22 protein-coding genes are annotated in these 26,349 nt (G+C 67.4%); 4 read left to right on the forward strand and 18 right to left on the reverse strand.

What is annotated here, in order from left to right:
- Window positions 1–263 (forward strand): SDR family NAD(P)-dependent oxidoreductase (locus G6N07_RS00005; RefSeq protein ID WP_163784019.1); only part of this gene is annotated, 263 nt, incomplete at its 5' end.
- 148 nt (window positions 264–411) lie between these two features.
- On the opposite strand, the gene G6N07_RS00010 is transcribed toward G6N07_RS00005, so the two are convergent.
- From G6N07_RS00010 to G6N07_RS00085, 16 genes are all read right to left on the reverse strand, one after another.
- A complete protein-coding gene (locus G6N07_RS00010; RefSeq protein ID WP_085190533.1) occupies window positions 412–2,145 on the reverse strand; it encodes an acyclic terpene utilization AtuA family protein in 1,734 nt (577 codons plus the stop codon).
- The gene (locus G6N07_RS00015) at window positions 2,142–2,954 is read right to left on the reverse strand and encodes a TIGR03084 family metal-binding protein (protein WP_085190531.1); all 813 of its coding nucleotides are present in this window, start codon (window positions 2,952–2,954) and stop codon (window positions 2,142–2,144) included. Before G6N07_RS00015 ends, G6N07_RS00010 begins: the two co-directional genes overlap by 4 nt.
- A gap of 2 nt (window positions 2,955–2,956) precedes the next feature.
- Window positions 2,957–3,724, reverse strand: a complete 768-nt coding sequence (locus G6N07_RS00020) for an enoyl-CoA hydratase/isomerase family protein (protein WP_085190529.1) — start codon at window positions 3,722–3,724, stop codon at window positions 2,957–2,959.
- 190 nt (window positions 3,725–3,914) lie between these two features.
- On the reverse strand, window positions 3,915–5,516 hold the full coding sequence (locus G6N07_RS00025; RefSeq protein ID WP_235849737.1) for an AMP-binding protein: 1,602 nt from the start codon (window positions 5,514–5,516) through the stop codon (window positions 3,915–3,917).
- A gap of 33 nt (window positions 5,517–5,549) precedes the next feature.
- Window positions 5,550–5,975 carry a Zn-ribbon domain-containing OB-fold protein gene (locus G6N07_RS00030; protein ID WP_085190527.1) on the reverse strand — a complete coding sequence of 142 codons (426 nt, stop codon included), beginning with the start codon at window positions 5,973–5,975 and terminating at the stop codon, window positions 5,550–5,552.
- A 34-nt stretch (window positions 5,976–6,009) separates the two neighbouring features.
- Window positions 6,010–7,176, reverse strand: a complete 1,167-nt coding sequence (locus G6N07_RS00035) for a thiolase family protein (protein ID WP_085190525.1) — start codon at window positions 7,174–7,176, stop codon at window positions 6,010–6,012.
- Window positions 7,177–7,285: 109 nt separating this feature from the next.
- Window positions 7,286–7,723 (reverse strand): hotdog family protein, encoded by a 438-nt coding sequence (locus G6N07_RS00040; RefSeq protein WP_085190523.1) that lies wholly within the window; start codon window positions 7,721–7,723, stop codon window positions 7,286–7,288.
- Window positions 7,720–8,229: an FAS1-like dehydratase domain-containing protein gene (locus G6N07_RS00045; protein ID WP_085190709.1), complete on the reverse strand. Its 510-nt coding sequence runs from the start codon at window positions 8,227–8,229 to the stop codon at window positions 7,720–7,722. The genes G6N07_RS00040 and G6N07_RS00045 overlap by 4 nt, the downstream gene beginning before the upstream one ends.
- 166 nt (window positions 8,230–8,395) lie before the next feature.
- Window positions 8,396–9,559 (reverse strand): thiolase family protein, encoded by a 1,164-nt coding sequence (locus tag G6N07_RS00050; protein ID WP_085190521.1) that lies wholly within the window; start codon window positions 9,557–9,559, stop codon window positions 8,396–8,398.
- 68 nt (window positions 9,560–9,627) lie between these two features.
- A complete protein-coding gene (locus G6N07_RS00055) occupies window positions 9,628–11,184 on the reverse strand; it encodes an acyl-CoA synthetase (RefSeq protein WP_085190519.1) in 1,557 nt (518 codons plus the stop codon).
- Between the two features lie 176 nt (window positions 11,185–11,360).
- Window positions 11,361–12,515 (reverse strand): acyl-CoA dehydrogenase family protein, encoded by a 1,155-nt coding sequence (locus G6N07_RS00060; RefSeq protein WP_085190517.1) that lies wholly within the window; start codon window positions 12,513–12,515, stop codon window positions 11,361–11,363.
- Between the two features lie 58 nt (window positions 12,516–12,573).
- Window positions 12,574–14,595 (reverse strand): ATP-binding protein, encoded by a 2,022-nt coding sequence (locus G6N07_RS00065; RefSeq protein WP_085190515.1) that lies wholly within the window; start codon window positions 14,593–14,595, stop codon window positions 12,574–12,576.
- Window positions 14,595–16,196, reverse strand: coding sequence for an acyl-CoA carboxylase subunit beta (locus G6N07_RS00070; protein ID WP_085190513.1), 1,602 nt, complete (start codon window positions 16,194–16,196; stop codon window positions 14,595–14,597). Before G6N07_RS00070 ends, G6N07_RS00065 begins: the two co-directional genes overlap by 1 nt.
- A 206-nt stretch (window positions 16,197–16,402) precedes the next feature.
- Complete coding sequence (locus G6N07_RS00075; RefSeq protein WP_085190511.1) at window positions 16,403–17,182, reverse strand: enoyl-CoA hydratase/isomerase family protein; 780 nt, start codon at window positions 17,180–17,182, stop codon at window positions 16,403–16,405.
- Window positions 17,183–17,185: 3 nt separating this feature from the next.
- Complete coding sequence (locus G6N07_RS00080) at window positions 17,186–17,998, reverse strand: enoyl-CoA hydratase/isomerase family protein (RefSeq protein WP_235849736.1); 813 nt, start codon at window positions 17,996–17,998, stop codon at window positions 17,186–17,188.
- 227 nt (window positions 17,999–18,225) lie between these two features.
- A complete protein-coding gene (locus G6N07_RS00085; protein WP_235849734.1) occupies window positions 18,226–18,663 on the reverse strand; it encodes a MaoC family dehydratase in 438 nt (145 codons plus the stop codon).
- A gap of 469 nt (window positions 18,664–19,132) precedes the next feature.
- On the opposite strand from G6N07_RS00085, the gene G6N07_RS00090 reads away from it, so the two are divergent.
- The 3 genes from G6N07_RS00090 (at window position 19,133) to G6N07_RS00100 (ending at window position 23,295) form a co-directional block, all read left to right on the forward strand.
- Window positions 19,133–20,686 (forward strand): acyl-CoA synthetase, encoded by a 1,554-nt coding sequence (locus G6N07_RS00090; RefSeq protein WP_085190507.1) that lies wholly within the window; start codon window positions 19,133–19,135, stop codon window positions 20,684–20,686.
- A 146-nt stretch (window positions 20,687–20,832) separates the two neighbouring features.
- A complete protein-coding gene (locus G6N07_RS00095; protein ID WP_085190705.1) occupies window positions 20,833–22,296 on the forward strand; it encodes a flavin-containing monooxygenase in 1,464 nt (487 codons plus the stop codon).
- 75 nt (window positions 22,297–22,371) lie between these two features.
- The gene (locus G6N07_RS00100; protein ID WP_163784021.1) at window positions 22,372–23,295 is read left to right on the forward strand and encodes an LLM class flavin-dependent oxidoreductase; all 924 of its coding nucleotides are present in this window, start codon (window positions 22,372–22,374) and stop codon (window positions 23,293–23,295) included.
- A gap of 11 nt (window positions 23,296–23,306) precedes the next feature.
- Here the strand turns inward: G6N07_RS00100 and G6N07_RS00105 are convergent, their stop codons facing one another.
- A complete protein-coding gene (locus G6N07_RS00105) occupies window positions 23,307–24,452 on the reverse strand; it encodes an acyl-CoA dehydrogenase family protein (protein WP_085190503.1) in 1,146 nt (381 codons plus the stop codon).
- A gap of 134 nt (window positions 24,453–24,586) precedes the next feature.
- Complete coding sequence (locus G6N07_RS00110; protein ID WP_085190501.1) at window positions 24,587–26,095, reverse strand: carboxylesterase/lipase family protein; 1,509 nt, start codon at window positions 26,093–26,095, stop codon at window positions 24,587–24,589.
- Window positions 26,096–26,349: the final 254 nt, after the last annotated feature.

Genomic DNA, 26,349 nt, shown 5'->3' on the forward strand with positions numbered 1-26,349 from the left:
TTGCGCTCACCAAGTCTCTTGCTCGCGAGATGGCCAGGCACGCTATCAATGTCAACTGTGTGTGCCCGGGGCCCACCGATACTCCGTTATTCCATGCCCAGGCCGATAAGCTAAAAGATGCGTTGATCAAGGCGATTCCGTTTCGGCGGCTTGCGCGCCCAGAGGAGGTGGCTGCGCCCATTGTCTTCTTTGCCTCCGAGGCCGCGTCGTTCATCACCGGTCAGGTGATCAGCGTCAGCGGCGGCCTGACGATGGCTGGGTGAACGGCTCTACACCCTCAATTGCCGCAACACATGCCGGCGCAGTGTTGCCAACTGTGGTGGTGCGGCGGTAACGGGCGCCGAGACTTACAACACCAGCGGGTGGCCGGCCCACCGGCAGATCGGTCAAACGCCGGGTCACCGGCCCTGTTCAGCCCGCGCTGAGCAAGGATTGCGGGATGTCGACGATGCGAGAGCGCAGGTACTCGCCCAAGCCCTTCGCCTGGGGATCGGGCCGGGTCGAGGATGCTACGCCCTCTCCCAACAGCCCGTGCACCACCACGTTGAGCGCACGCAGGTTGGGCAGCTCGAAGCGCTCTATGCGCAGCTGTGCAGCCTCCGGGCCGAGCAGCCCGCGCAGCCGCTCGACGGTGAGGCACTCGCACGCCCAGGCGTAGCCGGCGTCGTCGCGGGCCCAGAGGCCGATGTTGGCGTTACCGCCCTTGTCGCCGGACCGCGCGCCCAGCACCGCGCCCAGTGGCGCGCGGCACGTCGGCTCGGTCGGCGGCGCGGCGGCCGTGCTGCCCGTCACTTTCGCGGCCGGCACGCTACCGGTCGGCGGATCGGCGATCGTCCGGCGCTCACCGTCGGGCAGCACCACGACCTGCGTCACGCTCGACCGGGGCACGGCCGCTGGGCGGTACACGCCGAACGCCGACTCCGACGTGGGTGGCGTGGTGGTGTGGAAGCCCGCGTACCCGGCCAGAGCGATCTCCATGATTGCGCTCGAGAACGCCCGGCCGACCTTGCGCGGGTCGGTGTCCTTGACCGTGATCCGCAGGTGCGCGCACGCCTGATCGTTGGTGGGGGCGTCCGGTGTGTCGAACCGCAACAACCGGACGTCCGTCTCGGCGAAGGAGTCCCGGCCGCCGAGGATGTCGAACAGTTGCTGCTGCGCGAACGCGGCCTTCGCCTCTATGTCCAAGCCGGTGAGCACCATCGTCATGGTGTTCCGGTAGCCCCCGACCTCGTTCAGCGCCACCTTGAGCGTCTCCGGTGGCGGGCTGCCGGTGACACCCGTGATCGCCACCCGGTGCTCGGCCTGCTGGGCCAGAGAGATTGTGTCGAAGTGAGCGACCACGTCGGGCCCCAGATAGGCGGGCTCGGCGATCTCGTAGAGCAGCTGGGCGGTGACCGTACCCACCGACACCAGCCCCCCGGTGTCGGCGTGCTTGGTGATCACTGACGAGCCGTCGGCCGCGACCTCCGCGATCGGGAAGCCTGGATAGCGCCGGTCGGTGATCTCGTCGAGGAAGGCGTAGTTGCCGCCGGTGGCCTGTGGTCCGCATTCGATGACGTGTCCGGCCACGACGGCACCGGCGAGCCGGTCCCAGTCGGTGCGCTCCCACCCGTGCCACCAGGCGGCCGGGCCGACGACCAGCGAGGCGTCTGTCACACGTCCGGTGACGACGACGTCGGCGCCCGCACCCAGCGCTTCGGCGATACCCCAGCCCCCGAGGTACGCGTTGGCCGAGACCGGCTTGACCTCACCGAGCGGAGGCGTGATCGCGGCGAGGTTCCCGCGCAGGTCGTCACCCTCGACGTGGGCGATCCGGACGGTGATACCGAGCCGGTCCGCAAGCTCGCGCAATTTGACGGCCAGCCCGGCGGGGTTGAGCCCACCGGCGTTGGCGACGATCTTGATACCGCGGTCGGAACAGGTGCCCAACACCTGCTCCATCTGGGTCAGGAACGTGCGCGCGTAGCCGCCCGCGGGATCCTTCGCCTGGGCCTTCGCCAGGATGAGCATCGTCAGCTCAGCGAGGTAGTCGCCGCAGAGCACGTCGATGCTCTCGCCCGCTCCGCCCTCGACCATCTCCCGCGCCGCGGCGATCCGGTCGCCGTAGAAGCCCGAGCAATTGCCGATGCGTACCGGGTCCCTCACAAAACACCTCCGTCGAACTGTCCTGCGGTGCGCCCGCCACCGGGTGGTCCGGCGAAGGCCTGCGCGATGGAGAGCCACTGGTCGGCGAGCGGACCGGTGACTTGCAGCGCGGTGTCGTCGCGATGCCTGCGCTGGGTGACGAGCAGGCAGAAATCATGCGCTGTGCCGGTGACCCGGTTGGGCACGCCGTCGGGGCCCCACGTCCATAGCGTGCCATCCGGTGCGGTGAGCTCGACGCGGACGGGCTCCTCGGGCACCTGCAGGCCGTTGGCCAGGTAGCTGAACGCCCGCGCTCCCACGCCGATGTGCGCGACGTGGCGCAACCGGGCCGAGGGCACACGGGTCACTCCCAGCGCGTCGGCGACGTCCTGACCGTGCGCCCAGGTCTCCATGATCCGCGCGGTCAGCGAGGATGCCGCGCTCATGGGGAGGCCGAACCACGGCACCCGCACTGAGGGGTCGATCGTGGCGAAGGCAGCGACGAGGGCCCGGCGGGCGCGGTCGAACCAGGACAGCAGCTCGGCTCCCGGCATCGACCGGTAGCGCTCGGCGATGGTGTCCGGGGAAATCTGGCCGTCGGCCAGCATGGGCAGCATCTCGGCCGTGAACCCCTCGGGGTCGGTGGCTGACCGCACCGCGACGTCGTCGAAGAACGCAAGATGGCTGATCTGATCGCGGACCGCCCAGCCTGTCGCCGGGGTCGGAGCGTCCCACCCGGCCGGGCCGTCGGGCAGCTCGGCGATCAGCAACCTCAGCTCGGCCGTTTCCGCCTCGATATCGGTGATCAAGGACTCCATCGTCACGGCCACGGCTAACGTCCCTTCCAGACCGGTGTGCGCTTCTCGCGGAAGGCAGCGGGACCCTCTTGCGCGTCCGCGCTGAGGTACACCGGCTCCCATATCTGGTCGGCGAGGTCGTAGGCCTCCGTCAGGGGGTGCTCTGCGGAGAGGTACACCGTCTTCTTCGCCGCGAGTACGGACAGCGGTGCGTTGGAAGCGATCCGCAGGGCGATCTGCTGCGTTCGTGCCCGAAGCTCGGCTGCGGGCACGACCTCGTTCACCATGCCGACCTCGCGGGCGCGCTCGGCAGAGATCGGGTCGCCGGTCATCAAAATCTGCAGCGCAATCCGCGGCGGCAGCAGCCACGACAGCGGTGCAGCCCACGGCGAGCCGCGACCTACCTTGACCTCGCTGACCGCGAACGTGGCGTGCTCGGCCGCGACGACGAGGTCACACTGCTGGGCCAGCAGGAATCCGCCGGCGAAGGCGACGCCGTTCACCGCGGCAATAGTCGGCTTGACCACCTCGATGTTGCGCCCGAACTGCGGCGCGAAGTCTGGTGGCGGAACCGTGAGCGCGGTCTCCGCCATCTCTTTGAGGTCCCCGCCGGCGCAGAAGGCCTTGTCGCCGGCCCCGGTCAGCACCAGAACCTTGGCGGAGTCGTCGGCGTTGAAGCGGTGAACGGTGTCGAACAGTCCCTGCCGGACCGCCCCGTTGAGCGCGTTCCGCGCCTCGGGGCGATTGATCGTCAACCAGGCCACCCCGTCGACGACCTCGTAGGTGATCGCTTCCTCGCTCATCAATCCCCGTCCTGATCGGCACCCGCCCTCCCGATGTGAGGGCTCGTTCACTCGCAGTACGTTACCCGGCAGGTTCTCATGATGACCAGAAACGAGCGTCGACTGGTCTTACTCGATGCTCAACCTCGATGCTCAACGTCTTCCACGACGAGGCCCGCGCACGCCGAAGTGGCCGTCCGTAACCGGTGCGTCAGCTCTCGAAGTGGCTGCGGTAGCGCTCGCGAAGCACGTTCTTCTGGATCTTGCCGGTGGCCGTGTGCGGCATGGCGTCGGTGAACAGCACGGCTTTGGGTACCTTGAACCCCGACAGCCGGGTGCGGGCGGCGGCGATCAGGTCCCCTTCGGTCAGCACGACCCCCGGCTTCGGTGTCACGATGGCGGTGATCGCCTCCGACCACCGCTGGTGGGGGAGCCCGATCACCGCCACCTCCTGGATTAGTGGCTCCACCTCGTAGAGTGCCTTCTCCACCTCGACGGACGCGACGTTTTCACCGCCGGACTTGATCACGTCCTTCTTGCGGTCAGCGAACCAGAGCAGCCCGTCACCGTCGAAACGCCCCACATCGCCGGAGTGGAACCAGCCGTGCGCGAACGCCTCTGTCGTGGCCTCCGGGTCACGCAGATATCCCTCCATGGCGTGCGGGCCGCGGTAGACGATCTCGCCGGTCTCCCCGGTCGGCAGCAGGTGGCCGTCGTCGTCCATGATCCCGACCTGGACGTTGGGCACGGGCAGGCCGACCGACCCGGCGTGGCTGAGCTGGTACTCCGGTGGGAACACCGTGGTGAGCGGGCTCATTTCGGTCTGGCCGAAGCCCAACGCGAAGTCACAGCCGAACGCCTCGATTGCCCGGCGCAGGTCGGTGTCGGGCATCGGCGCCATCGCGTAGAGCGCCAGCCGCAGCGTGGACACATCGCGCTTGTCGATGTCGGGGTGGTCCATCAACGCGCGGTACATCATCGGCAGCCCGAAAATTTGAGTGATCCGCTCGGTCTCGATCGTTGCCAGCAGGGCGGCCGGGTCGAACGCCCGCATCAGTACCAGCGTGCCGCCCATGTAGAGCAGCCCGGTGGTGAAGCCGTTGAGCTGTGCGGTGTGGAACAGCGGCATCATCGCGACTGCGCGCTCGTCGCCGTTGATGCCGAGCACAAGTGGACCGTTCAGCGATTCGATGTAGACAGCGACGTGGCTGCTCACCACCCCCTTCGGGGCCGATGTGGTACCGCTGGTGTAGAGGTAGCTGATCGGATCGCGGTCGCCCACCAGACACTCGGGCTCAGTGGTCGCGGCGCCGCCGACGAAGGAGGCGAGGTCCTGCCACCGGCCCGTCGCCCCCGGCTCCCACGAAGCGTCGGTGCCCGGTGCCACGATCACGTCGGTCACCGTGGCATTGCCGAGCCGCATCAGGGCTGCGGTGACAAGCTCGGCGAGCTGGCTCTCTACCACCACTCCGCGGGCCCGTGAATGCTCCAGGACATAGCTCACCTCGCGAGGGCCCCAGGCCAGGTTGACCGGGACGCACACGACGCCGGTCTTGGCGCAGGCGAAGTAGGTGGTCAGGAACTCGACGCTGTTGCCGCTGGCCAAGGCCAGGACGTCGCCGCGCTGGTAACCCGCCGCGAGCAGCGCATGGGACAGGCGGTTGACTTCGTCGTTCAACGCGCGGTAGGTGAACCTGCGGGCGCCGTCGATGACGGCTTCGTGGTCCGGTCGGCGCCACGCCGCCCGGGTCAGCATGTCGCCGACATTGACCCGGGTGACGATGTTGGCGTCCAGGTCGTAATCCGTGGGCACGGCGGTCCTCTCGTCGGATCGGTTCAGGACCACTCAGGCAGGGACGAATCGAACGATGCCGATGTCACCGACACGCTCGAACGCCGCGCGCACCGCCATCCCCGCCACCACTGTGGTGGGGTCGCAGTCCTCCACGGTGGAGAGCATCTGCGGGCCCTCGGCCAGGCGGACCACGACGACCGGGTAGGGCGCCGATCGGGGTAGGTCGTTCCACGGGGGACGGCTGACGAGCGCGGCGACGAGCACGGTCGCGTTGCCGGACAGTTCGGTCCACGTCAGCTCGGCGGAGTGGCAGCGGGGACAGAACGGGCGCGGGTAGTGGAACAGCAGCCCGCACGCGGTGCACTCGCGGACGGCGAGGCGGCCCCGGGCTGCGGCCTCGAAGTGGCCGCGGTTGACCTCGTCGATGCGGGGTAGTACCGCCGGATCGGCCAACCCCTCCAGGTAGGTAGCGGTCACGACGCCGTCTCCGCGAAGTTGGTTGTCTCGGTGGTCATGATCCCTCCAGGATGACGGTGACGTGGCTGCAGAGCATGGAACCGTAGGCGTGGACCACCCCGAGGTCGGCCTGCTCGACCTGGATGCCGGCGGCACGGCCGGTCATCTGCTGGTAAGCCTCCAGTATCCCGCAGATGCCCGAGGCCGTCCCGGAGTGGCCGAAACGCAGCAGCCCGCCGTTGGTGTTCACCGGCAGCCGCCCGCCGGGACGGGTGGCGCCCTCCCGGTAGAGCTCGACGGCTTTGCCGCGATCGGCGAGGCCGAGCTCCTCGAGCAGCATCAGCGGGTTGGAGCTGAACGCGTCGTAGAGCTGCGCGAGCTGGATGTCGGCGGGGGCAATGCCGGCCTGGGCGAAGGCGGTGGCGCCGGAGCGCACCGCGCCGGTGCGCGAGAGATCGGGCATCGAGGTGAGGAACCCGTGTGTATGGCCCTCCCCGATGCCGACCACGTGAACCGGTCGGTGCGGCAGGCTTGCGGCCCGATCCGGCGAGACGACGACGAAGGCGCCGCCACCCTCGCACGGAATGGAGCAGTCGAGGTAGCCGAACGGACCGGCGATGTGCCGCGCATCAAGCACCTGCTCGACGGTGAACCTCCCGGCTCCGGCGCCGATGGCAGTCGGATGCGCCAACGCCCATTCCTGCTGGGCGACCACGGCCTCGGCGAACACCTCGCGGCTCTGCCCGACGTCGTCGAGCCACGCCTGGGCGATCAACCCGTAGAGGGTCGGAATGGACGGCGCGTAGGGAAGCTCGTAATCCGGATGGCAGGTCATCGTCATCAGACGCCTGCCGACGTCGCGGATCGGCGGGAATACCCCGGCCGACACGCACAGGACTGCCGAACACTGGCCGGACTGGATTGCCCGCGTCGCGACGCCGAGCATGGCGAGGTGGCTCCCGCCGCCCAGCTGGACACCGAGTTGCAACCCGAGCTCGTGGAGCCCGAGAGAGTCCTGGATCTCCTCGGACAGGAACGTGTGCTCGATGGACTCGCCCATCATCGAGCCCACGCAGATCAGGCCGTCGACGTCAGAGGCCTCCATCTCCGCATCGCCCAGGGCGGCGACGGCCGACTCGAGGTGCAGGTCCAGGAAGGGGCGGTCAAGACGGCCGGGGGTGACCTCCGAGAATCCGGCAAGCGTCGCGAGTGGTGCTGGCATGGGTCGAAACGTTAGCAGTGACTAACATCGCCGGCCAGTGAATCGCGGGGATCGCCACCATCTCCATCACCGACGTCCGTCATTGCGCGTCGAGTTCTGCTGAGCACACCTATCCGGTCGGGAGCTGCAGAGTCGCCTCGCTAGGCACGCACGGCCCCTCCTCGCTGGAGACCATGAGCTCCAGGTCGATCAGGCCCGTGCCGTCCACCTCCCGCTTGCCGATGACGTGCCCGGTGAGGGTCGCGGTCTGTCCCGGGTAGATCGACCTGATCATCGAGATCTTGCGACGGCGCAGCAGCGCATCCGGACCGGCCCAGTCGCCGAGGCCGCGGTCGATGAAGCCGTGGAAGAACAGTGTCGACAGGTAGATCGTCCGCTGGCCCTGGCTGCGCGCGTACTCGGGGTCGTGGTGACCAGGGAACCAGTCCCAGGTGGACGCCGCATTCATGCAGACCCGCTTGTAAGTGACCGGGATCGAGACCGGGGTGATTTCGTCGCCGACCGCGACGTCGTCGAACCGGAGTCCCGCCGTCGGGGTGCTGGTCATGGCTGCTCCTCGGTTCGGCCCATGTCGTCGCCGTTGGTGATGTCGTACCGGAACAGCACGTTGGTGTTGCGCGCGATGACCTCGTCGTGCTGGTCGCCGTAGGTGGTCAGAGAGGTGATGAACACCCCGGTGCCGAGCCGGGTGGTCTTCTCCGGCGAGACCGAGACGATCTCGTCGACGGTCCACACGTGGTCGCCGATCCGTGGCCGGCGTTCCAGCTCGGTGGTGGTGGAGGCATTGATGATGTGATGACCTGGCAACGGCACGCTGAACGCGAACAGCGAGTCCTCGCGGTGGAGGTGCTCGGGCGCCCATTGGGGGTTGAAGCCCAGCGTCATCAACAAACCCGGCGGGCACTCGTCGCCCTCCCAGTACCGGGGGTTCCCGTCCTCCACCAGTGAGCAGTAGTAAAGCACCATCGAGCGGTCGATCGGAAACCAGGCCTGCTTACGCGGCGAGGTGCGACCGGCCCAGGCCCGGCCCTCCTCAAGGGTCCCGAAGGCCATCCCGAGACCGGTGACGTCGGTGGTCGATGTGCCCACGGTCGTCCTTTCCATCGATGGTGCGGTCCGGCTGGAGAACGCGCGAACTCCTCGTCGTGGTGGATCAGGCTGCAGCCCCCGTCGCGTGAGCGTACCGGACGATGTGGGGGCTGGTCAGCGGCCACGCCGCCTAGCGGAGGGCCGCCAGGATCGTGACGACACAGGCAGCGGGCCCGTCACCCAGGGAGCCACCGGCATTCTCGGCGAGGCCGATCCGTGCTCTCTGCACCTGGCGCGCGCCGCCGCGGCCGCGCAGCTGATCGGCGATTTCCACGAGCTGGGCCGCCCCGGTGGCCCCGATCGGGTGGCCGCGCGCCAGCAGCCCGCCGGACACGTTCACCGGGGTCGAGCCGCCGATACCCGTGGCGCCGTCTCGGGCGAGCTTGGCGCCCTCGCCCGCCGGGGCGATGCCGATCTCCTCGGCGATCACGAGTTCGGCGGGCGACGCGGCGTCGTGCACCTCGAACAGGTCAATCCCGTCCGGGCCAACCCCGGCCTGCTCGAAGGCCGTCCGGGCGGTGCGTCCGACGACGTCCCCGCCGTCGCCGACCCGTGCCGCCCCGACCGCCGAGGCCAGCACTTGCACGGACGGCAGGTTGCGTCGGCGGGCCAGGTCGGTCCGCGTCAGCACACAGGCGGCCGCGCCGTCACCGATGGAGGAGCACATCGGCCGTGTCAGTGGGGCCACGATCGTGCGCGCAGCCAGGATCTCCTCGACGGTGAGCGCGGTGCGGTTCTGCGCGATCGGGTTGAGGCTGCCGTTGTGCAGGCTCTTGGCCGCAACCAGCGCCAGGTCGCGGGCCGACGCACCGGTCCGTTCGAGGTAGGCGCGCGCCTCGGCCGCGTAGATCTCCATGAACACGGGGCGGCACCCGTCGTGCTCCCCGGCCAGCTCGACGTCGATGGCGGTGGCCAGCGCTCGCCCGGCGCGCGTGCGGTCGGTGCTCGTCATCTTCTCCGCGCCGACCACCAGGACATGGTCGTAGGCGCCGGAGGAGACGGCCATGGCTCCGAGGTGGAACGCGCTCGAGCTGGACGCGCAGGCGTTCTCGACCGACACCATCGGGCGTCCGGCGACACGCGATCCGCCCAGCGCCGTGTGGGCCCGGATCATCTCCTGCCCGGTGAGGACGCCGGCCGCGGCATTGCCGAACACCACCAGCCCGATCGCGTCCGGCTCCACCCCGGCGTCGGCGAGCGCCGCGTCGGCAGCCTCGGCGGCCAGATCCCGCAGCCGGGTGCCGACGAACATGCCGAACCGAGTGATGCCGGTGCCGATGATCGCTACGTCCATGTCGCGACGTCCTTCCTGCCCTCCATGTCGGGTGACTCGTCGATGCCGGGGGCACCGCACTCGCTGCCTCAGCGCTGGACGACGCCGCCCTCGACACCGGTGAATCGCTTGCGCAGCTCGGTCTTGAGGAGCTTGCCGGTGGCATTGCGGGGCAGCTCGGGAAGGAAGTGCACCTCGCGCGGGCACTTGAAATGCGCCAACCGTTCGCGGCACCACGCGATCAGTTCGTCGGCGCTGGGTTGCTGCTCGGCGGCTGGGTCGGCAACCACCACCGCGACGACGCGCTCACCCCACTTCTCGTCCGGACCGCCGACCACCGCGGCGTCCAGCACACCGGGGTGACGGAACAACACCTGCTCCACCTCGATGGGGTAGACATTCTCCCCGCCTGAGATGATCATGTCCTTCTTGCGGTCGACGAGCGTGATGTAGCCGTCAGCGTCGATCCGGCCGAGGTCACCGGTGTGGAACCAGCCGCCCCGGAAGGCCTCGGCAGTGGTCGCCGGCTTCATCCAATACCCGACGAACACGTTGGGTCCGCGCACCAGGAGCTCGCCGACGGTGTCGACCGGGACGTCCCGGTCGTTGGCGTCCACGATGCGGGCATCGACGTGCATGGCGACCCGGCCGATCGAACCGGCCCGGGTCGTGATGTTGGCGGCGTCCAAGACCGAGACCATGGGTGCAGTCTCGGTCATCCCGAATCCCTCGGTGAAGGGCACGCCGCGTTGCTGCATGAAGTCGATGACGGTCAACGGCACCGGCGCGCCGCCGCCCATGGCAAACCGCAGGGCCGAGAGGTCGTAGGAGTCGAAGTCGGGCACCTGGGTCACCGCCGACCACATCGCCGGCACCATGAACTGGACGGTCGCTCGGCTCTCGGCCATCGCCTTGAGCGTGCCCACCGGGTCGAAGGACGGGAGGATCACGCTGGTCCCGCCGACGTAGAGCAATGGCAGCGTATGCACTCCCAGCCCGCCGATGTGGAACATCGGGGCCACGGCGACGGTCACGTCGCTGCCGTGCAGGCCCTGGTCGGTGCCCAGCACGTTGACGGCATTCCACAGCAGGTTGTCGTGGGTGATGATGGCGCCCTTCGGGCGGCCGGTGGTGCCCGAGGTGTACATGATGAACGCCGGGTCGCGGCCGTCGACGTCGTTGTCGAGAGGCTCGGAGGCACCGCCGGAGAGCAGGTCGGCGTAGGGCATCTCGCCGTCCGCGGCGGCGCTCCCGGCCCGGACGGTGTGCCGGACCCGGACCCCCGGCTCGGCCAGCGCGCTGACCGCCGCCGCCGCGAGCGGGTGGTGGAAGACCAGCACGTCGGCGCCGGAGTCGGCGAGGATGTAGCCGATCTCCGGGCCGGCGAGCCGGACGTTGATCGGGATGGTGATGGCGCCGATCTTCGCGCAACCGAGTAGGACCTCCATGAACTCCACGGAGTTCACCAGCAGCACGGCCACGCGGTCCCCCTTGCGGACGCCGAGGCGCAGCAGGTTCGAGGCCACCTGGTTGGTGCGCTGTTCGAGCTGGGAGAAAGTGAAGCTGGTGTCACCGCAGACGAACGCCGTGCGTTGCCCGCTGAGGAAGGCCCGTTTGGTGACCCACTGACCGATACCGCGATCCATGGCGTACTCCTCCGCCGCAGCGTCGGCGGCTTCTCGTAGGTGAGAATGGCTCGGTGAGGCAGCGCCCGGGCCCGACGGCCACCCGGTCGCTGCCGTCCGCCCATGTCCACCGGAACGGACAGGAACGGGGTGAAGAAAGCAGTGAAGAAAGCAGTGAAGAAGGCAGTGCAGAAAGCTCAGTACGATCGTGGCAGGTTCAGGCTGTGCTGAGCCACATAGTTGAGGATCATCTCTCGGCTGATCGGCGCGGTGCGCATCAGCCGCACCGGGCCCCAGAGAGTGGCCAGCCCGTACTCGGTGGCCAACCCGTTGCCGCCGTGGGTCTGGATCGCCTGGTCGAGGGCCAGGATGCCGGCCTCGGCCGCAGCGTATTTGGCCATGTTCGACGCCTCAGCCGAACCCGGGTCGCCGGCGTCGTGCAGTGAGGCCGCCCGCTGGGTCATCAGCCGGGCCAGCTCCAGCTGGATCTTGGCGTGTGCCAGCGGGTGGGACAGGCCCTGGTGGGCTCCGATCGGCACGTCCCAGACCTTGCGCTCGCGCGCGTAGGCAGACGCCTTGTCCAGCGCATAGCGACCGATGCCGTTGCCCAGGGCGGCGCCCATGATGCGTTCGGGGTTGAGGCCCATGAACACCTGACGCAAACCGTCGTTTTCCGCGCCGATCAGGTTCTCGGCCGGCACCCGCACGTCGTCGAAGAACAAAGTGAACTGCTTCTCCGGTGTCACCGCCTGCACCGGGATGAGGGTCTTGGTCAACCCGGGCGCGTCAGTCGGGACCACGAGCAGGCTCAGCCGTCCGCGGCCGCGGTCGTCTGTCGCGGTGCGGGTGACGACCAGGATGGCCTCCGCCTCGTCGACGCCGGAAATGTAGTACTTGGTGCCGTTGAGTATCCAATCCCCACCGACGCGCTTGGCGTGGGTGGAGATGTTGTGGGAGTTCGAGCCCGCATCCGGCTCGGTGATGGCGAACGACATGATGATCTCGCCGCTGGCGATGCCCGGCAGCCAGCGCGCCTTGAGCTCGTCGCTGCCGAAAGCCTGGATGATCGTGCCGCAGATGGTGGGGGAGACCACCGTCATCAGCAGCGGGCAGCCTGCCGCGGCCAGTTCCTCACCGACGATCTGCATGTCGTAGATGCCGCCGCCGCCGCCGCCGTACTGCTCGGTGATGTTGACCCCGAGGAACCCCTGCTTGCCCACGGCCTGCCAGAGTTCCGAGCTCTTCTCCCCGCCGAGCGACTTGGCCACGTAGTAGTCGTGCCCGAAGTCCTTGGCGATCTCGGACACGGCCTTGCGAAGAGCTCGCCGTTCCTCGGTCTCGTGTAGTTCCATACCGCTCTCCTACTTCGAAGTCACCCGCCACCGGGGCCGGTGACAGGTCGGGTGGTGCTCAATCCTGGTCTGCACCGTCGGCCGCTCCGACCACCGCGAGGGCATCGCCGGTGGACACCTGCTGACCCACCTCGACGGAAAGTTCGGCGACGATCCCGTCGATCGGGCTGGCGATGGTGTGTTCCATCTTCATCGCTTCCACCACGACCAAGGCTTGCCCGGCCGTCACGACGTCGCCCGCGGCGACGGGCAGCCGGATCACCGAACCCGGCATGGGCGCCGTCAGGGAGCCCGCCGGTTTCAACGTGCTCGGGTCCAGGAACCGTGGCACCTGGGTGAATGCAGTGAACCCCGCAGGGCTGTCAACATAGGCCATGTCGCCGTCGAGGACGACGTCGTAGCCGCGCCGTACTCCGCCGGTCTCCAGGACCACCCGGTCCGGCCGCTGCACGAGCACCCTGACATCCTCGACGGGCTTGCCGTCGACTTCCACCTCGACGCCGTCGCGGAGCAACCCATAGCCCACCCGACGCTCGCGGCCGTCGGCGCTCACCCATCCGGCGGACTGCAGCTGGGACGGGTTGTTGCGCCACCCGGCAGGCAGCGTCGGCTGGACGGAGGCCGCGGCGCGGCGCGCCGCGACCAGGGCGAATGTCGCCGCGATGGCGTGCATGCGCTCGCCGTCGCTGTCGATGAGGGGCCCACCGAGATCGGCCACGTCGTGGCGGTCGAGGAACCCGGTGTCGGTGCCGCGTCCGGCGAACTCGCCGTCGCGCAGGACGCGAACCAGCAGATCCCGGTTGGTGGTGAGTCCGTGGATCCGGGCGCCGGCGAGCGCGGCGGACAGCGTGCCGAGCGCCTCGGCCCGGGTGGGCGCCCAGGCGATCACCTTGGCCAGCATGGCGTCATAGTGGTGGCTGACCACCGAACCGTCGCGCACGCCGGAGTCCACCCGGACCCCGACGTGGTCGGGGATCTGCATCGTGCGCAGGGTCCCGGTCTGGGGCAGGTATCCCTTCGTGGGGTCCTCGGCGTAGAGCCGGGCCTCGACCGCGTGGCCGGTGATCCGCGGCTCGCTCACCTCGGCGGGCAGTGGCCGGCCCATCGCCACCAGCAACTGCAGGCGCACGAGGTCCAGCCCGGTGACGAGTTCGGTGACCGGGTGCTCGACCTGCAGCCGGGTGTTCATCTCCAGGAAGGCGAACGTCCCGTCGTTATCGCCGCCGTTCGCGTCGAGCACGAACTCGACGGTTCCGGCCCCGACGTAACCCACCGCCTGTGCCGCCGCGACCGCCGCCGCGCCCATCCGCGCGCGCAGGTCGTCGTCGACGACGGGGGAGGGCGCCTCCTCGATGACCTTCTGGTGGCGGCGCTGCACCGAGCACTCCCGCTCGAACAGCGAGACGACCGTGCCGTGCATGTCGGCCATCACCTGGATCTCAACGTGGCGGGGGCGCTGCACGTACCGCTCGAGGAACACCGTGCCGTCGGAGAACGCCGACATCGCCTCGCGCGAGGCCGAGGCCACGGCCTCGTCGAGGTCGTCGGCCGACTCGACAACGCGCATGCCGCGCCCGCCGCCACCCGCGCTCGCCTTGACCAGCAGGGGGTAGCCGATCTCGGCGCCGAGCTTGCGCAGCTTCTCGGGGTTCAGGCCGGTGGCGTCGCCGCCCGGGAGGACCGGCACCCCCGCATCGGCCATCATCGCCTTGGCCGTCAGCTTGGAGCCCATCGCGTCGATGGCGTCCGGCGGCGGGCCGACGAACACGAGCCCGGCGTCGGCGCAGGCCCGCGCGAAGCCGGCGTTCTCGGACATGAAGCCGTAGCCGGGATGCACGGCGTCGGCGCCGGTGAGAAGGGCGGCGGCGATCACCCGGTCACCGTCGAGGTAGGTCTCCGCCGGCGAGGAACCCGGCAGCCGGACGGCCTCGTCGGCGTCGTCGACGTGCCAGGCGTCGGCGTCGGCGTCGGAGTACACGGCGACGGTGGCGATGCCGAGTTCGCGACAGGTGCGAAACACGCGCCGGGCGATCTCTCCCCGGTTGGCCACCAGCAGCTTGTTGATCACGGGCACCGCCATCACATCCGGAACACGCCGTAGCCACGTTGGCCACGGACCTCGTTGTTGTGCACCACGGACAGGCAGAACCCCAGAACGGTACGGGTGTCGCGTGGGTCGATGATCCCGTCGTCGTAGAGCCTGCCGCTATTGGCCAGCGCCAACGACTCACGCTCGATCTGGTTCTCGACGGCAGCGCGCATCTGGGCGTCGGCCTCCTCGTCGAACGGAAGGCCCCGGTCGGCGGCCGACTCCCGGGCCACGATCGACAGCACGCCCGCGAGCTGGGCCGGGCCCATGACGGCCGAACGCGAGTTGGGCCAGGTGAACAGGAAGCGGGGAGAGTAGGACCGCCCGCACATCCCGTAGTTGCCCGCACCGTAGGACGCGCCCATCACGATCGTCAGGTGCGGGACGGTGCTGTTGGAGACGGCGTTGATCATCTTCGCGCCGTCCTTGATGATGCCGCCCTGCTCGTACTCCGCACCGACCATGTAGCCGGTGGTGTTCTGCAGGAACAGCAGTGGCGTGTCGATCTGGTTCGCCAGCTGGATGAACTGGGCGGCCTTCTCCGCCTCCTCGCTGAACAGGATTCCGCGCGCGTTGGCCAGGATCCCTACCGGATATCCGTGGATCGAGGCCCAACCGGTGACCAGCGAGGTGCCGTAGAGCGGCTTGAACTCGTCGAAGGCCGATCCGTCCACGATGCGGGCGATGACGTCGCGTGGGTCGAAGGGAACCTTGGGGTCCACCGAGGCGATCCCGAGGAGCTGGTCGGGGTCTCGCAGCGGGGGGGTCGGTGACTGTGTCGGGCCCGGCCCCAGCTTGCGCCAGTTCAGTCTCGCCATGATCCGCCGCCCGATCCGGATGGCGTCCTGCTCGTCCTCGGCCATGTAGTCGGCCAGCCCGGAGGTGCGGGCATGCATGTCGGCGCCGCCGAGCGACTCGTCGTCGGATACTTCGCCGGTGGCCATCTTCACCAGCGGCGGACCGCCGAGGAACACCTTGGACCGGTTACGGACCATCACCACGTAATCACACATTCCGGGGATGTACGCGCCGCCTGCCGTCGAGTTACCGAACACCAGTGCGAGTGTCGGCAGGCCCAGCGCGCTGTGCTGGGTGAGATCGTGGAACAGCTGGCCGCCGGGCACGAAGATCTCGGCCTGCGTGGGTAGGTCAGCCCCGCCCGACTCGACGACGTTGATGATGGGCAGCCGGTTCTCACGGGCGACCGCCATGCCCCGGAACACCTTGCGGAAGGTGTAGGGGTTCGAGGCTCCGCCGCGCACCGTCGGGTCGTGCGCGATGATCATCGACTCGACGCCTTCGACGATGCCGATGCCGACCACAACGCTGCCGCCCACGGGGAACTTCGTGCCCCACGCCGCGAACGGACACAGTTCCAGGAAGGCGGTGTCGGGGTCGAGCAGCAGCTCGACGCGCTCGCGGGCCAGCATCTTTCCGCGCTTACGGTGCCGGGCGACGTACTTCTCGCCGCCGCCCGCGTTGGCCAGCGCCAGCTGTTCGGCGATCGTGTCGAGCTGCGCGATGAGTCCCTCGCGATTCTCGAGGTATACCGGTGCACGGGTGTCGACCCGGTCGGGCAGGACGTCAACCAACTTTTCCTCCAGGTGACATCGACGTCGATCGCTGACACGTTACGTTAGCCGCTACTAACATCCGATGACAACGGGGTCGGCGCGCCACGTCATGCATTCCCCCCGAACCGTTACCGCACGAGCGCCCGGACGGCTCAGCCGGAACAGCGTGAGGGACGGTGGCCGCTTTGCCGACCGGTGGATCACGCCAAGCGCGTCCATTTCCGTCACCTTGCGCCGAAAGTCGGGGCGCGTCGCTCGGTGAAGGCGCCGAAACCTTCACGGCCGTCCGGAGTGGCGAAGAGGTCCGCCACCGCGTCGCGCTCGTGTTCGACACCGTCGGACGTCGACACGTTGGCCGTCCGCAGCAGCAGGGACTTGGTCGTCGACGCGACTTGGGCTGCGCCAGTGGCCAGCTGCTCTCCGATGGCGCCTGCCGTCTCGAGCAGCGTGCCGGCGCCGCTAAGCCGATTCACCAGCCCCAGGCTGTGGGCCCGCTCGCCGTCGATGACGGTACCCAGCATCAGCATCTCGGTGGCCACCCCGACGGGGATGAGCCGTGGCAACCGCTGCGTACCACCCCCGCCAGGGAGCACGCCGAGTTTGGCCTCGGGCAGACCGAGCCGGGCCTCGGGTGTGGCGACCCTCAGGTCGCATGCCATTGCGAGTTCGAGCCCTCCGCCCAACGCACTGCCGTGGATGGCGGCGATCACCGGAAGCGGGCTGGCGACGAGGACGTCGAGGGCGTCGGTGAAGCCATGGAGGAAGTCAGCGAAATCGTCGCGGCTACCGAAGGCCTGGATCTCTTCGATGTCGGCGCCCGCGCAGAACGCCCGGCCGGCCCCGTGTATGACCACCGCACGCACTGATCTCTGCGACTCCAGGGTGCGCAGGGCGTCGGCGAGATCGGTGTAGGTCTGGGTGCCGATGGCGTTGAGCCGGTCGGCGCCATCGAGTTCAACCCAGGCGACCGCGTCCGCGACGCGGGTGGCGATCCTGGTGGCCACGGGTCACTCAGCCGTGATCGCGCCCGGGGTGGTGAAATCGGGCGCACGCTTCTCGCGGTGCGCGGCGAGGCCTTCCCGGACCTCCGGACCGCCGAAGCCGATGAACTCCAACCCGAGGGACGTCTCGAATGACGGCCCGAACACCCGGAACCACTGGTTGAGGCTGTGTTTGGTCCAGCGGATCGCCGTCGGTGCGCCGGCGGCCAGGCTGGTCGCGATGCGGCTCGCCTCGGTCAGGACGTCGTCGTCGTCGACGCACTTGGACACCAGGCCGATGCGTTCGGCTTCCTCGCCGAGCAACGTCTCGCAGGTAAGCAGGTAGTACTTGGCCTTGGCCATACCCGCCATCAACGGCCAGCAGATGGCGGCGTGGTCACCGGCGGCGACCCCGAGACGGGTGTGGCCGTCGATGATCTTGGCGGTGCGCCCGACGACGGAGATGTCGGCCAGGATCGCGACGACCAGACCGGCGCCCACCGCGGGCCCGCGGACCGCGGAAATCACCGGCTTGCTGAAGCTCACCATATTCATCACCAGGTCGCGTGCCTCGCGCATGATTCGGACCCGGCTGGGGTAGCTGTTGATCATGTCGTCGAGCAGGTCGAAGTTGCCGCCCGACGAGAACGCCTTCCCTTCGCCGCGGACCAGCACGGCGCGGACGGTGTCGTCCTTGTCGATCGCGGGCCACATGTCGGCGAGGTCGCGGTGCATCTGGGGATTGACGGAGTTCAATCCGGGGGCGTCCAGCACGATGTGGAGAACACCGTCAGCGGCTGGTTCGAAGCGCAGACTGGGAAAGTCGTCGTAGCTCATCATCGAGTGTTCCTTTGCATCGTCAAGAAGGGCTACTCCGCGTCGGTGGGATGTAGCGGCCACGGACGAGGACTGCGAGGCTTCTCTCATCGCGCCCTCGAAATGGTAACGAACCTTCCGACCGGCCGTGGTCGGATCACGGTGCGGCGGCCTCAGCGCTGATTGCGGTTCATGATTGGGTTCCTCCAACGCCGCGGTTCGGTAGCAGAGAGTGTGCGGTGGAGGCGGTCTCAGTTGTCGGCCTCGACGAAGTCAGCGCCGCGGATCAGCCGAACCGGAGTGAACACCAGGACCTCTTCGTCGCGCTGGTTGCGGACGCTGACCGTCGCGGTGACGACGCCCCGACCCGGCTTGCTCGACGGCCGCGACTCCGTGACAGTGCAGATGGCGAGGAGGGTGTCACCGACGTACACCGGTCGCTTGACCCACAGTTCCATGTGCATGAAGGCCAGGCCGGTGCCGTTGAGGAAGTTGGACTGCACGATCAACCCCTCTGCAATGCAGTAGATCAGAGCGCCGGGGACCAACCGACCTTGGTACCCGCCGGCGGCGGCGTGCGACGCGTCGTAGAACAACGGCTCGTTGAACCCGCCGAGGTTGACGAACGTCGTAAGGTCGGATTCAGTAACGGTGCGCTTGGCGGTCTTGAAGCGAAAACCTGGCGTCATTTCTTCCCAAGTCCTGCCGCGAACCAGTGGTTCCACCTCGGAGCTGGACAGGTGGGCTGAGTTCATGAGAGGCCTTTCGTCGAGGCGCTGACACGGCAAACGATCGGGATGAGGCACAGCAGCTCAGCCACGGTGCGGGCAGAGCCGGACACAGCTTTCGGTATCGTAGGCACTCCGCTGGGAGCCGTTGATTCCAGATACTCGCAGATGACGACGCATTGCCCGCGCGGACCCCGTTCGCGCAGTCGTTCTGGACGGAAGTGATCCGAGGTTCTCAGTCGTTTCGCTAAACCACAGTCGTTTCTCTAACCAACTGTCTCCCGAAACCAACTGTCTCCCGCCATCGAGCCGGTAAGGTTAATAACCGATAACTCGCGGGCGCCGCGCCATCGGTGTGTCCGCCATCGGTGTGTCCGCCATCGGTGTGTCATTGCAGGCTCGCACCTGCCAACGGTGAGGAGTAAGTGCCATGTATCTCACTCAGGGCTTGCACAGGGCGTTGCAGCACCATCCCGACCGCCTCGCCACCATCGACGGGGACCGGACACGGACCTATGAGGCGTCCGCGCAGCGAATCGCGAAGTTGGCGAGCGCATTACGGCAGATCGGGGTGAACCGGGGAGACCGCGTCGGCATGCTTGCGCTCAACTCCGACCGATATCACGAATACCTGCTAGCGGTGCCTTGGGCCGACGCCGTACTCAACCCGATCAACATCCGGTGGAGCCCCGCGGAGATCGGGTACGCCCTACGTGACTCCCAAACCGACGTCCTCTTCGTCGATGACGCCTTCAGTCCGGCTGTGCCGGCGCTTCGGGCGTCGTATCCCGACCTGCACACCGTCGTTCACTGCGGAAACGCCCCTACGCCGGAGGGGATGTGTTCCTATGAGGAACTCATCGCCAGCGGTGAAGTCGTCGATGACGTGCGGCGCTCTGGCGATCAATTGGCCGGTGTGTTCTATACCGGCGGCACCACGGGTCTACCCAAAGGCGTGATGCTCAGCCACGCCAACCTGATGACGTCGGTGCTGGGAATGCTCAGCGTGGGGAGCTTTCTCAGTCCGGAGGGCCGGCTGCTTCACGTCGCGCCGCTGTTCCATCTCGCGGACCTGGCTGCCTGGGCGGGGCAGACCACCCTTGGCGGAACCCACGTGATGCTCTCGACGTTCGATCCGACTGCCATCCTTGAAACCATCGAAGGCCAGCAGGTCACCGACGCACTGCTGATCCCTACCATGCTGCAGATGGTCATCGACCACCCGACCGTTGGAGAACGCGACCTTTCCAGCCTCCAAACCGTGATGTACGGCGCGTCGCCGATCCCTGAGGCGGTGCTGTCGCGGGCGATGAAGACCATGGGCTCGGCGCGGTTCATGCAAGGTTACGGAATGACAGAACTGTCCCCGCTGGCCACGGTCCTGCGCCCGGAGGACCACGATCATCCGGAATTGCTGCGTTCGGCCGGCCGCGCGGCGCCCTGTGCCGAAGTCAAGATCTTCGACGCCAACGATCGAGAGGTGCCGCCGGGACATACCGGCGAGATCGTCGCGCGCGGCGGTAACGTGATGCTCGGTTACTGGAATAAGCCTGAAGAGACCGCGAACGCGCTGCGGAATGGGTGGATGCATACCGGCGATGCCGGTTACATGGACGCGTTAGGTTACGTGTTCCTCGTCGACCGCATCAAGGACATGATCATTTCGGGTGGCGAGAACGTCTACTCCACTGAGGTCGAGAACGCGCTTTGCCAGCACCCCGCGGTGTCGGCGTGCGCGGTCATCGGCGTCCCGGACGAGACCTGGGGCGAACGCGTTCACGCGGTCGTCGTCTTGGCCGAGAGTTCTTCGGCGACCGCCGAGGAGTTGCGGGATTTCTGCAAGACCCTGATCGCGGGATACAAGGCGCCCCGTACGGTCTCGTTCGTCGATGCGCTACCACTCTCGGGGGCTGGAAAGGTACTGAAACGGGAACTCCGCGAACGCTTCGGCGGAAATCTCCCCAGCACCGTCGGAGGTCGATAGGTGCTTGTGCGCGAGCCCCGCCGAATTCGGCCCCAGCGTCCTCGGGTCATGTCCGCAGAAACGGACCCGTCGGCGCACTCAGCGTCGCGTCGCCACGGTGATCGACCGGGCATAGCACGAGTGGCACTACGGATTGGGTGGTCACGATGACCGAACAACGACCGGTGAAAGTCGCAATCATCGGTGCGGGCATGTCTGGATTGTGCATGGCCGTCAAGCTGCAGGACGCCGGCATCGACTCGTACACCATTTTCGAGAAAGCCGAGGAAGTCGGGGGCACCTGGCGCGACAACACCTATCCGGGGCTGACGTGCGACATCCCGTCGCGGTACTACTCCTACTCGTTTCGGCCCAACCCGAACTGGTCCCACTTGCTGCCGCCGGGCCCAGAGATTCAGGCCTACTTTCAGCAGGTCGCCGACGAACGGGGCATTCGGCGGCACATCAAGTTCGGCACCGAAGTGATCTCTGCGCGGTACGACGACGGGCGCTGGCTGCTCACCACCGCCGATGGCGAAGAGACATTCGACGTGCTCGTCACCGCGACCGGCGTGCTGCGGGTGCCACGCTATCCGGACATTCCGGGGAAAGCCGACTTCGCCGGGCCGGTGTTCCACTCCGCCAGATGGGACCACTCGGTTTCGTTGGCCGACAAGCGGATCGGGCTCATCGGGACGGGGTCAACAGGTATACAGATCATTGCCGCGCTCGGCGGCAAGGTGAATCGGTTGACGGCCTTCCAGCGCACTGCGCAGTGGGTCTTTCCGCTGCCCAATCCGCGTTATTCACCGGTGATCCGAGCAGCTCTGACGCGATCGCCGGTCCTCAACCGCCTGAGCTATCGGTTCTGGGGCCTGGTGGTCCGCCACCTGTTCGGTCGCGCGCCGATCCGTCCTGGACTTCACCGCCGCCTGTTTCAGACGTTATGTCGATGGAACTTGCGCCTTTCGGTGCGCGACCCACAGTTGCGCGCGAGACTCACCCCGAATTACCAGCCGATGTGCAAACGACAAATCATCGCGTGGGGCTTCTACCGTGCTGTCCAGCAACCCGGTGTAGAAGTTGTCTCCGAGGCGATCGACCACATCGAGCCTCTCGGCGTCGTCACCGCCGACGGTGTATTGCACGAACTTGACGTGCTGGTCTATGCCACGGGGTTCGACGCCCGGGCCTACGTGCGTCCGCTGACGGTGATCGGCGAGCACGCGGTCACCCTGGACGAGGCGTGGGCAGATGGCCCCACGGCGTACCGGTCGGTCGCGGTTCCTGGATTCCCGAACTTGTTCATGCTGATGGGCCCGCATTCGCCGATCGGCAACCAGTCGCTGGTACCGATAGCCGAGGACCAGGCCGATTACGTGATGTGGTGGATCAACCGGATCCGTGAGGGCAGCATCGTCTCCGCCGCGCCCACAGAGCTGGCCACCAGGGAGTACAACGACAGCATGAAGTCGGCAATGCCGCAGACGATCTGGGTTACCGGTTGCAACAGTTGGTACCTCGGCAAAGATGGGCTCCCGGAATTGTTCCCGTGGACACCCGAGCGTCACAGCGAACTGCTGCGTACACCTGCGCTGGCCGACTTCGATGTCGTCGCCACGTCGCAGTGAGCGGCCAGCGAATCGATTAGGGCGCCGTGCCGATCGCTGGAGAACCGACATGGCGAGCGCCTCATGAATTCGCCGGTGACCGTGAAAGACGCCGGGTTCGGCGTGATGTTGCCCAGTTTCGATCCCTTCCGGCTTGGCGCTCCGCCGCTATTGGCGGCCGCCCGCCTCGCCGAAAACCTCGGGTTTGACTCAGGTTGGGTAGGTGATCATCTGAGCTTTCATCCGCCGGTGCTGGAACCGTGTGGGGCACTCGCGGCCGTCGCTGCCGTCACTCGACGGCTGGTGCTGGGCACCGGTGTGCTGCTCCTACCGATGCGCAATCCGGTATGGACGGCCAAGCAACTCGGGACGGTCGCGGCGCTCGCGCCCGAACGCCTGATCGTGGGTGTCGGCGCAGGTGGGGAGAACCCAGCGGAGTTCGAAGCCGCCGGGTATCCCGTCGCACAGCGCGGCCGCCGGCTCGACGAGGCCATGGTCGTCCTCGACGCGCTACTGCGCGGGGAGGCTGTGGACCACCCGGGTCCATTGCTTCCGGTACGTTCACCCCAGCTCGAGCCGGTGCCATCCTCTCGCCCACCGCTGGTGGTCGGCGGCCGGTCCACCCACGCGGTGCGGCGCGCGGCTCGGCTCGCCCAAGGCTGGCTCGCGGTGTGGCTGAGTCCCCGTCGCGTGCGTGCGGCGGTGGAAGATCTGCGGGCGCATGCCGAAGAGTTCCGCAGGCCGGTCTGCACGACGGTGATGTTGTCGTTCGTACACGTCACCGATGACGTGGAAGCCGGTCGTGCCGAGCTACAACGATTCGTCGCAGGTCAGTACGGTATGCCGGTCGAAGCAATCGAGAAATGGTGTGTGATCGGAAGCGAGGCTCGGGTGGCAGACATGCTCGCGCAGTACCGTGACGCCGGCGCCGAGTCATTCGTGATGCTGCCGACCGCTGAGGACGTACTGGCGCAGTACGAGCGCCTCGCCGCGGTTCGCGAGAGGTTGGGGGCGATGTAGGTCTCAGGCCGCTACGGAGCAAATTCTCGCCCAAGCAGGTGGCGGGCGACAACGAGCTTGGCGACCTGCGCGGTTCCATCGGCGATTTCGAATGCCAACACGTCGCGCAGCCGCTGCCCTTGCACACTGTCTCTGCCCCAGCCAGCGTGGCCAAAGGTAAGCAACGCCTGATGCACGACCTCGCCCGCGGTCTTGGGGGCGAACCACTTCGCCATGTTTGCAGCCACCGTGTGATCCAAGCCTTGGTCCTTTCGCCACAGCGCCTCGTAACAGATGTGACGCGCCCCGGCCAACCTGGTGGCCTGCTCTACGAGGGGAAACGCCACCCCTTGGTGGCGACCTATTGGACCGCCGAAGGCCTGCCGCGTGCGCGCGTACTGCAGTGCATCGTCGAGTGCTGCCTGGGCGATGCCGACGCACATCAGGCCGATCACCGCCCGCGAGTAGTCGAACCCCTGCATCACCGACACGAATCCGGCGCCCTCCTCCCCGATCAGTTCGTCGCGCCCCACCTTCACCCCGTCGAAATGCAACGACGCGCGCCCGATGGCCCGGCCGCCGTGATCGTCGAGCGCGGTTCGCGCGACCCGCTCGTCGTTGAGGTCGACGTAGAACGCGCTCACCCCGCGAGCCCCGGGTCCTCCCGTGCGTGCGAACACCACACCGGTGTCTGCCGACATCCCCACTGAGATCGAAGTCTTCTCGCCAACCAGCCGCCAACCTGTCCCGTCGGGTTGTGCGCGCAGCGACAGGTTGGCCGCGTCGGACCCGTGCTCTGGCTCGGTAAGCACCAGCGCCGACAGCGCGGTGCCAGCTGCGAGCGGAGGTAACCATCGCGCCAGTTGCTCATCGCTAGCGTTGCCGACCAGGATGTCAGCGTTGAGACTGGCGATCAGCAGGATGTAGCAGGCGTTGATGTCAGCCCGCGAGATCTCCTCGGCTGCTATGCCGGTGGTGACGGCGTCGGCCCCCTGGCCGCCGAATCTCTCCGGGATGCGCAGGCCCGTCAAGCCCATCGCCGCCATCTGGCGAGGTAACTCCGGGCGCATCCGCGCGGCCCGGTCGTCGGCCTGGTAGTGGGGAGCGAGCACGCGCTGAGCGAAGGTAGCGACCTCACGCCGGAAGGCCTCTTGGTCATCGTCGAAGGCGTAGTGCACGTGCGGCTCCCTGGGTGCGCTGCTCGGGCGACGGAACGATGTCATCAAGTTAGCCTTGGGTGACGTCGATTCAAAGACCAAGGCTCAGATGTCCATTGACACTCAGAGGGGCGAACCTTTGTGGACGCCGCTCGTCAGCGTGCGAGGACTTGAAATCCTTCCCATGCTTGCCGCCGGTCGGCATGGGGGTCGTACTCCACCCGCGAGGAGCGGTCGAAGACCAGCACCGCACGGGTGTCGCTGGTGTAGCGCGGCCAGCCGTCTCCTGGAACTCCGGTGCGGGCGAAAGCAAGCCAGCGCCCTTGCATGTCGTCGGTCACGCGCATGGCCGAGCGGCGATCGGCCCCGGCGCTGAGAAGCCGACCGAGGGGCGTGCGGTAGGCGTCGAACACCGCAAGAAGTTCCGTCGCGTGGGTGGCACCCAGCCCGGCCCATTGCAGAGTGCGCGGGGCGAAGTCATAGCGGTACAGGTAAGTGGGGGCGTGTCGACTGTGGGAGTCCGCGAGCTGCCACAGTGTCGATCCGAATGTGAAGTCGGCCCCCAGTCGGACACAGGCATCGGGCGCTGGATACTCGGGATAGGCAGCGGTAATACGCTCGCGATAGATGGGTTCCGCTCCCGCGAGTAACGCTTCGATCTTCGCTTCGTTCGTCGGAAGGAGTTTGAGGAAGCGAGTGAACAACCGGCCCTCGTCGGCGTTCGTGCCGACGATCAGCGGCACACGGTACGCCTTGCCTTCGCGCATCGCTTGAACGGGCTCGAGCGGTAGATAGTCGGTTCCGAAGGTGCATCCCACCGGGTAACCGCCAGCGAGGTCCGATGCACTCGTGGTGAGCAAGCGATCGAATGCCTTCACCAGTTGAGCCGGACGCGCCGCCAGCAGGAGGCGGGCGGGCTCCCGCTCCTCGGCGCCGAGAATGGATGCGAACTTGACGGCGAACTCCGCGGCCAGCTCCTTGGAGCGGGATAGGGCGCCGGCCGGACTTTGTGAGATCGCCCGCGCGAAAAGGCCTTCAGCCGCTGGCACAGCCAACAATGTGGTAACGGCATGCGCGCCCGCGCTCTCGCCGAATATCGTCACGTCATCGGGATCGCCGCCGAATACCGCGATGTTTTCGCGTACCCACCCGAGCGCCGCCACGATGTCGCGCAAGTAGAGGTTGTCGTCAATACGGATCTCTGCGGTGGACAGCGACGACAGGTCGACAGCCCCTAGCGCGCCGAGGCGGTAATTCGCCGATACGTACACGCAACCGCTGCGGGCAAGCGACGCACCATCATAGATCGGTGTCGCGGAACTGCCCAGGAAGTACGCCCCGCCGTGAATGAAGAACATCACCGGCAGAGGTCGGTCCGAGCCGCCCTCGGGCGCAACGACGTTGAGGGTGAGGCAGTCCTCGCTCATAGGCTGGAACTTGCCCGGACCGACGATGGTGTACCGGCGGGGCTGCGGAGCGCAGTAGCGGAATTGGTGACATTGTCGAACGCCCACCCACGGCTCGACCGGCTGGGGAGCCTTGAATCGTAGGGCACCGACCGGTGGCTTGGCGTAAGGAATGGAACGCCAACGATTGACGCCGTCCCGGGTCAATCCTTCGATGGTGCCTGAGGCGATGTCCGCGCGGACAGTCTTAACTGGCATGTCTCGACAATAGCGAATGAGCATTCACAATAGCGTCGGGGGTTTGGTCGTCAGCCGCGGCCGCTGCCTGGGCGACCACGACTGCTGGTCGACGGGCGGTTGGTCGCCAGCGTGAACTCAGCAAACCCTGGCCGATCCGGTCGCCGACCTGACCAGCGGCCGCCGTACACCGCGTGGGCAACCACTGATGCGCTGCACAGCGGCGTGTCCGGCTAACGCGGATCGACATCACCGCAGCTCGATCAAGGCCACCG

The sequence above is a fragment of the Mycolicibacterium doricum genome, from assembly GCF_010728155.1.
GTDB classification, from domain to species: Bacteria; Actinomycetota; Actinomycetes; order Mycobacteriales; family Mycobacteriaceae; genus Mycobacterium; species Mycobacterium doricum.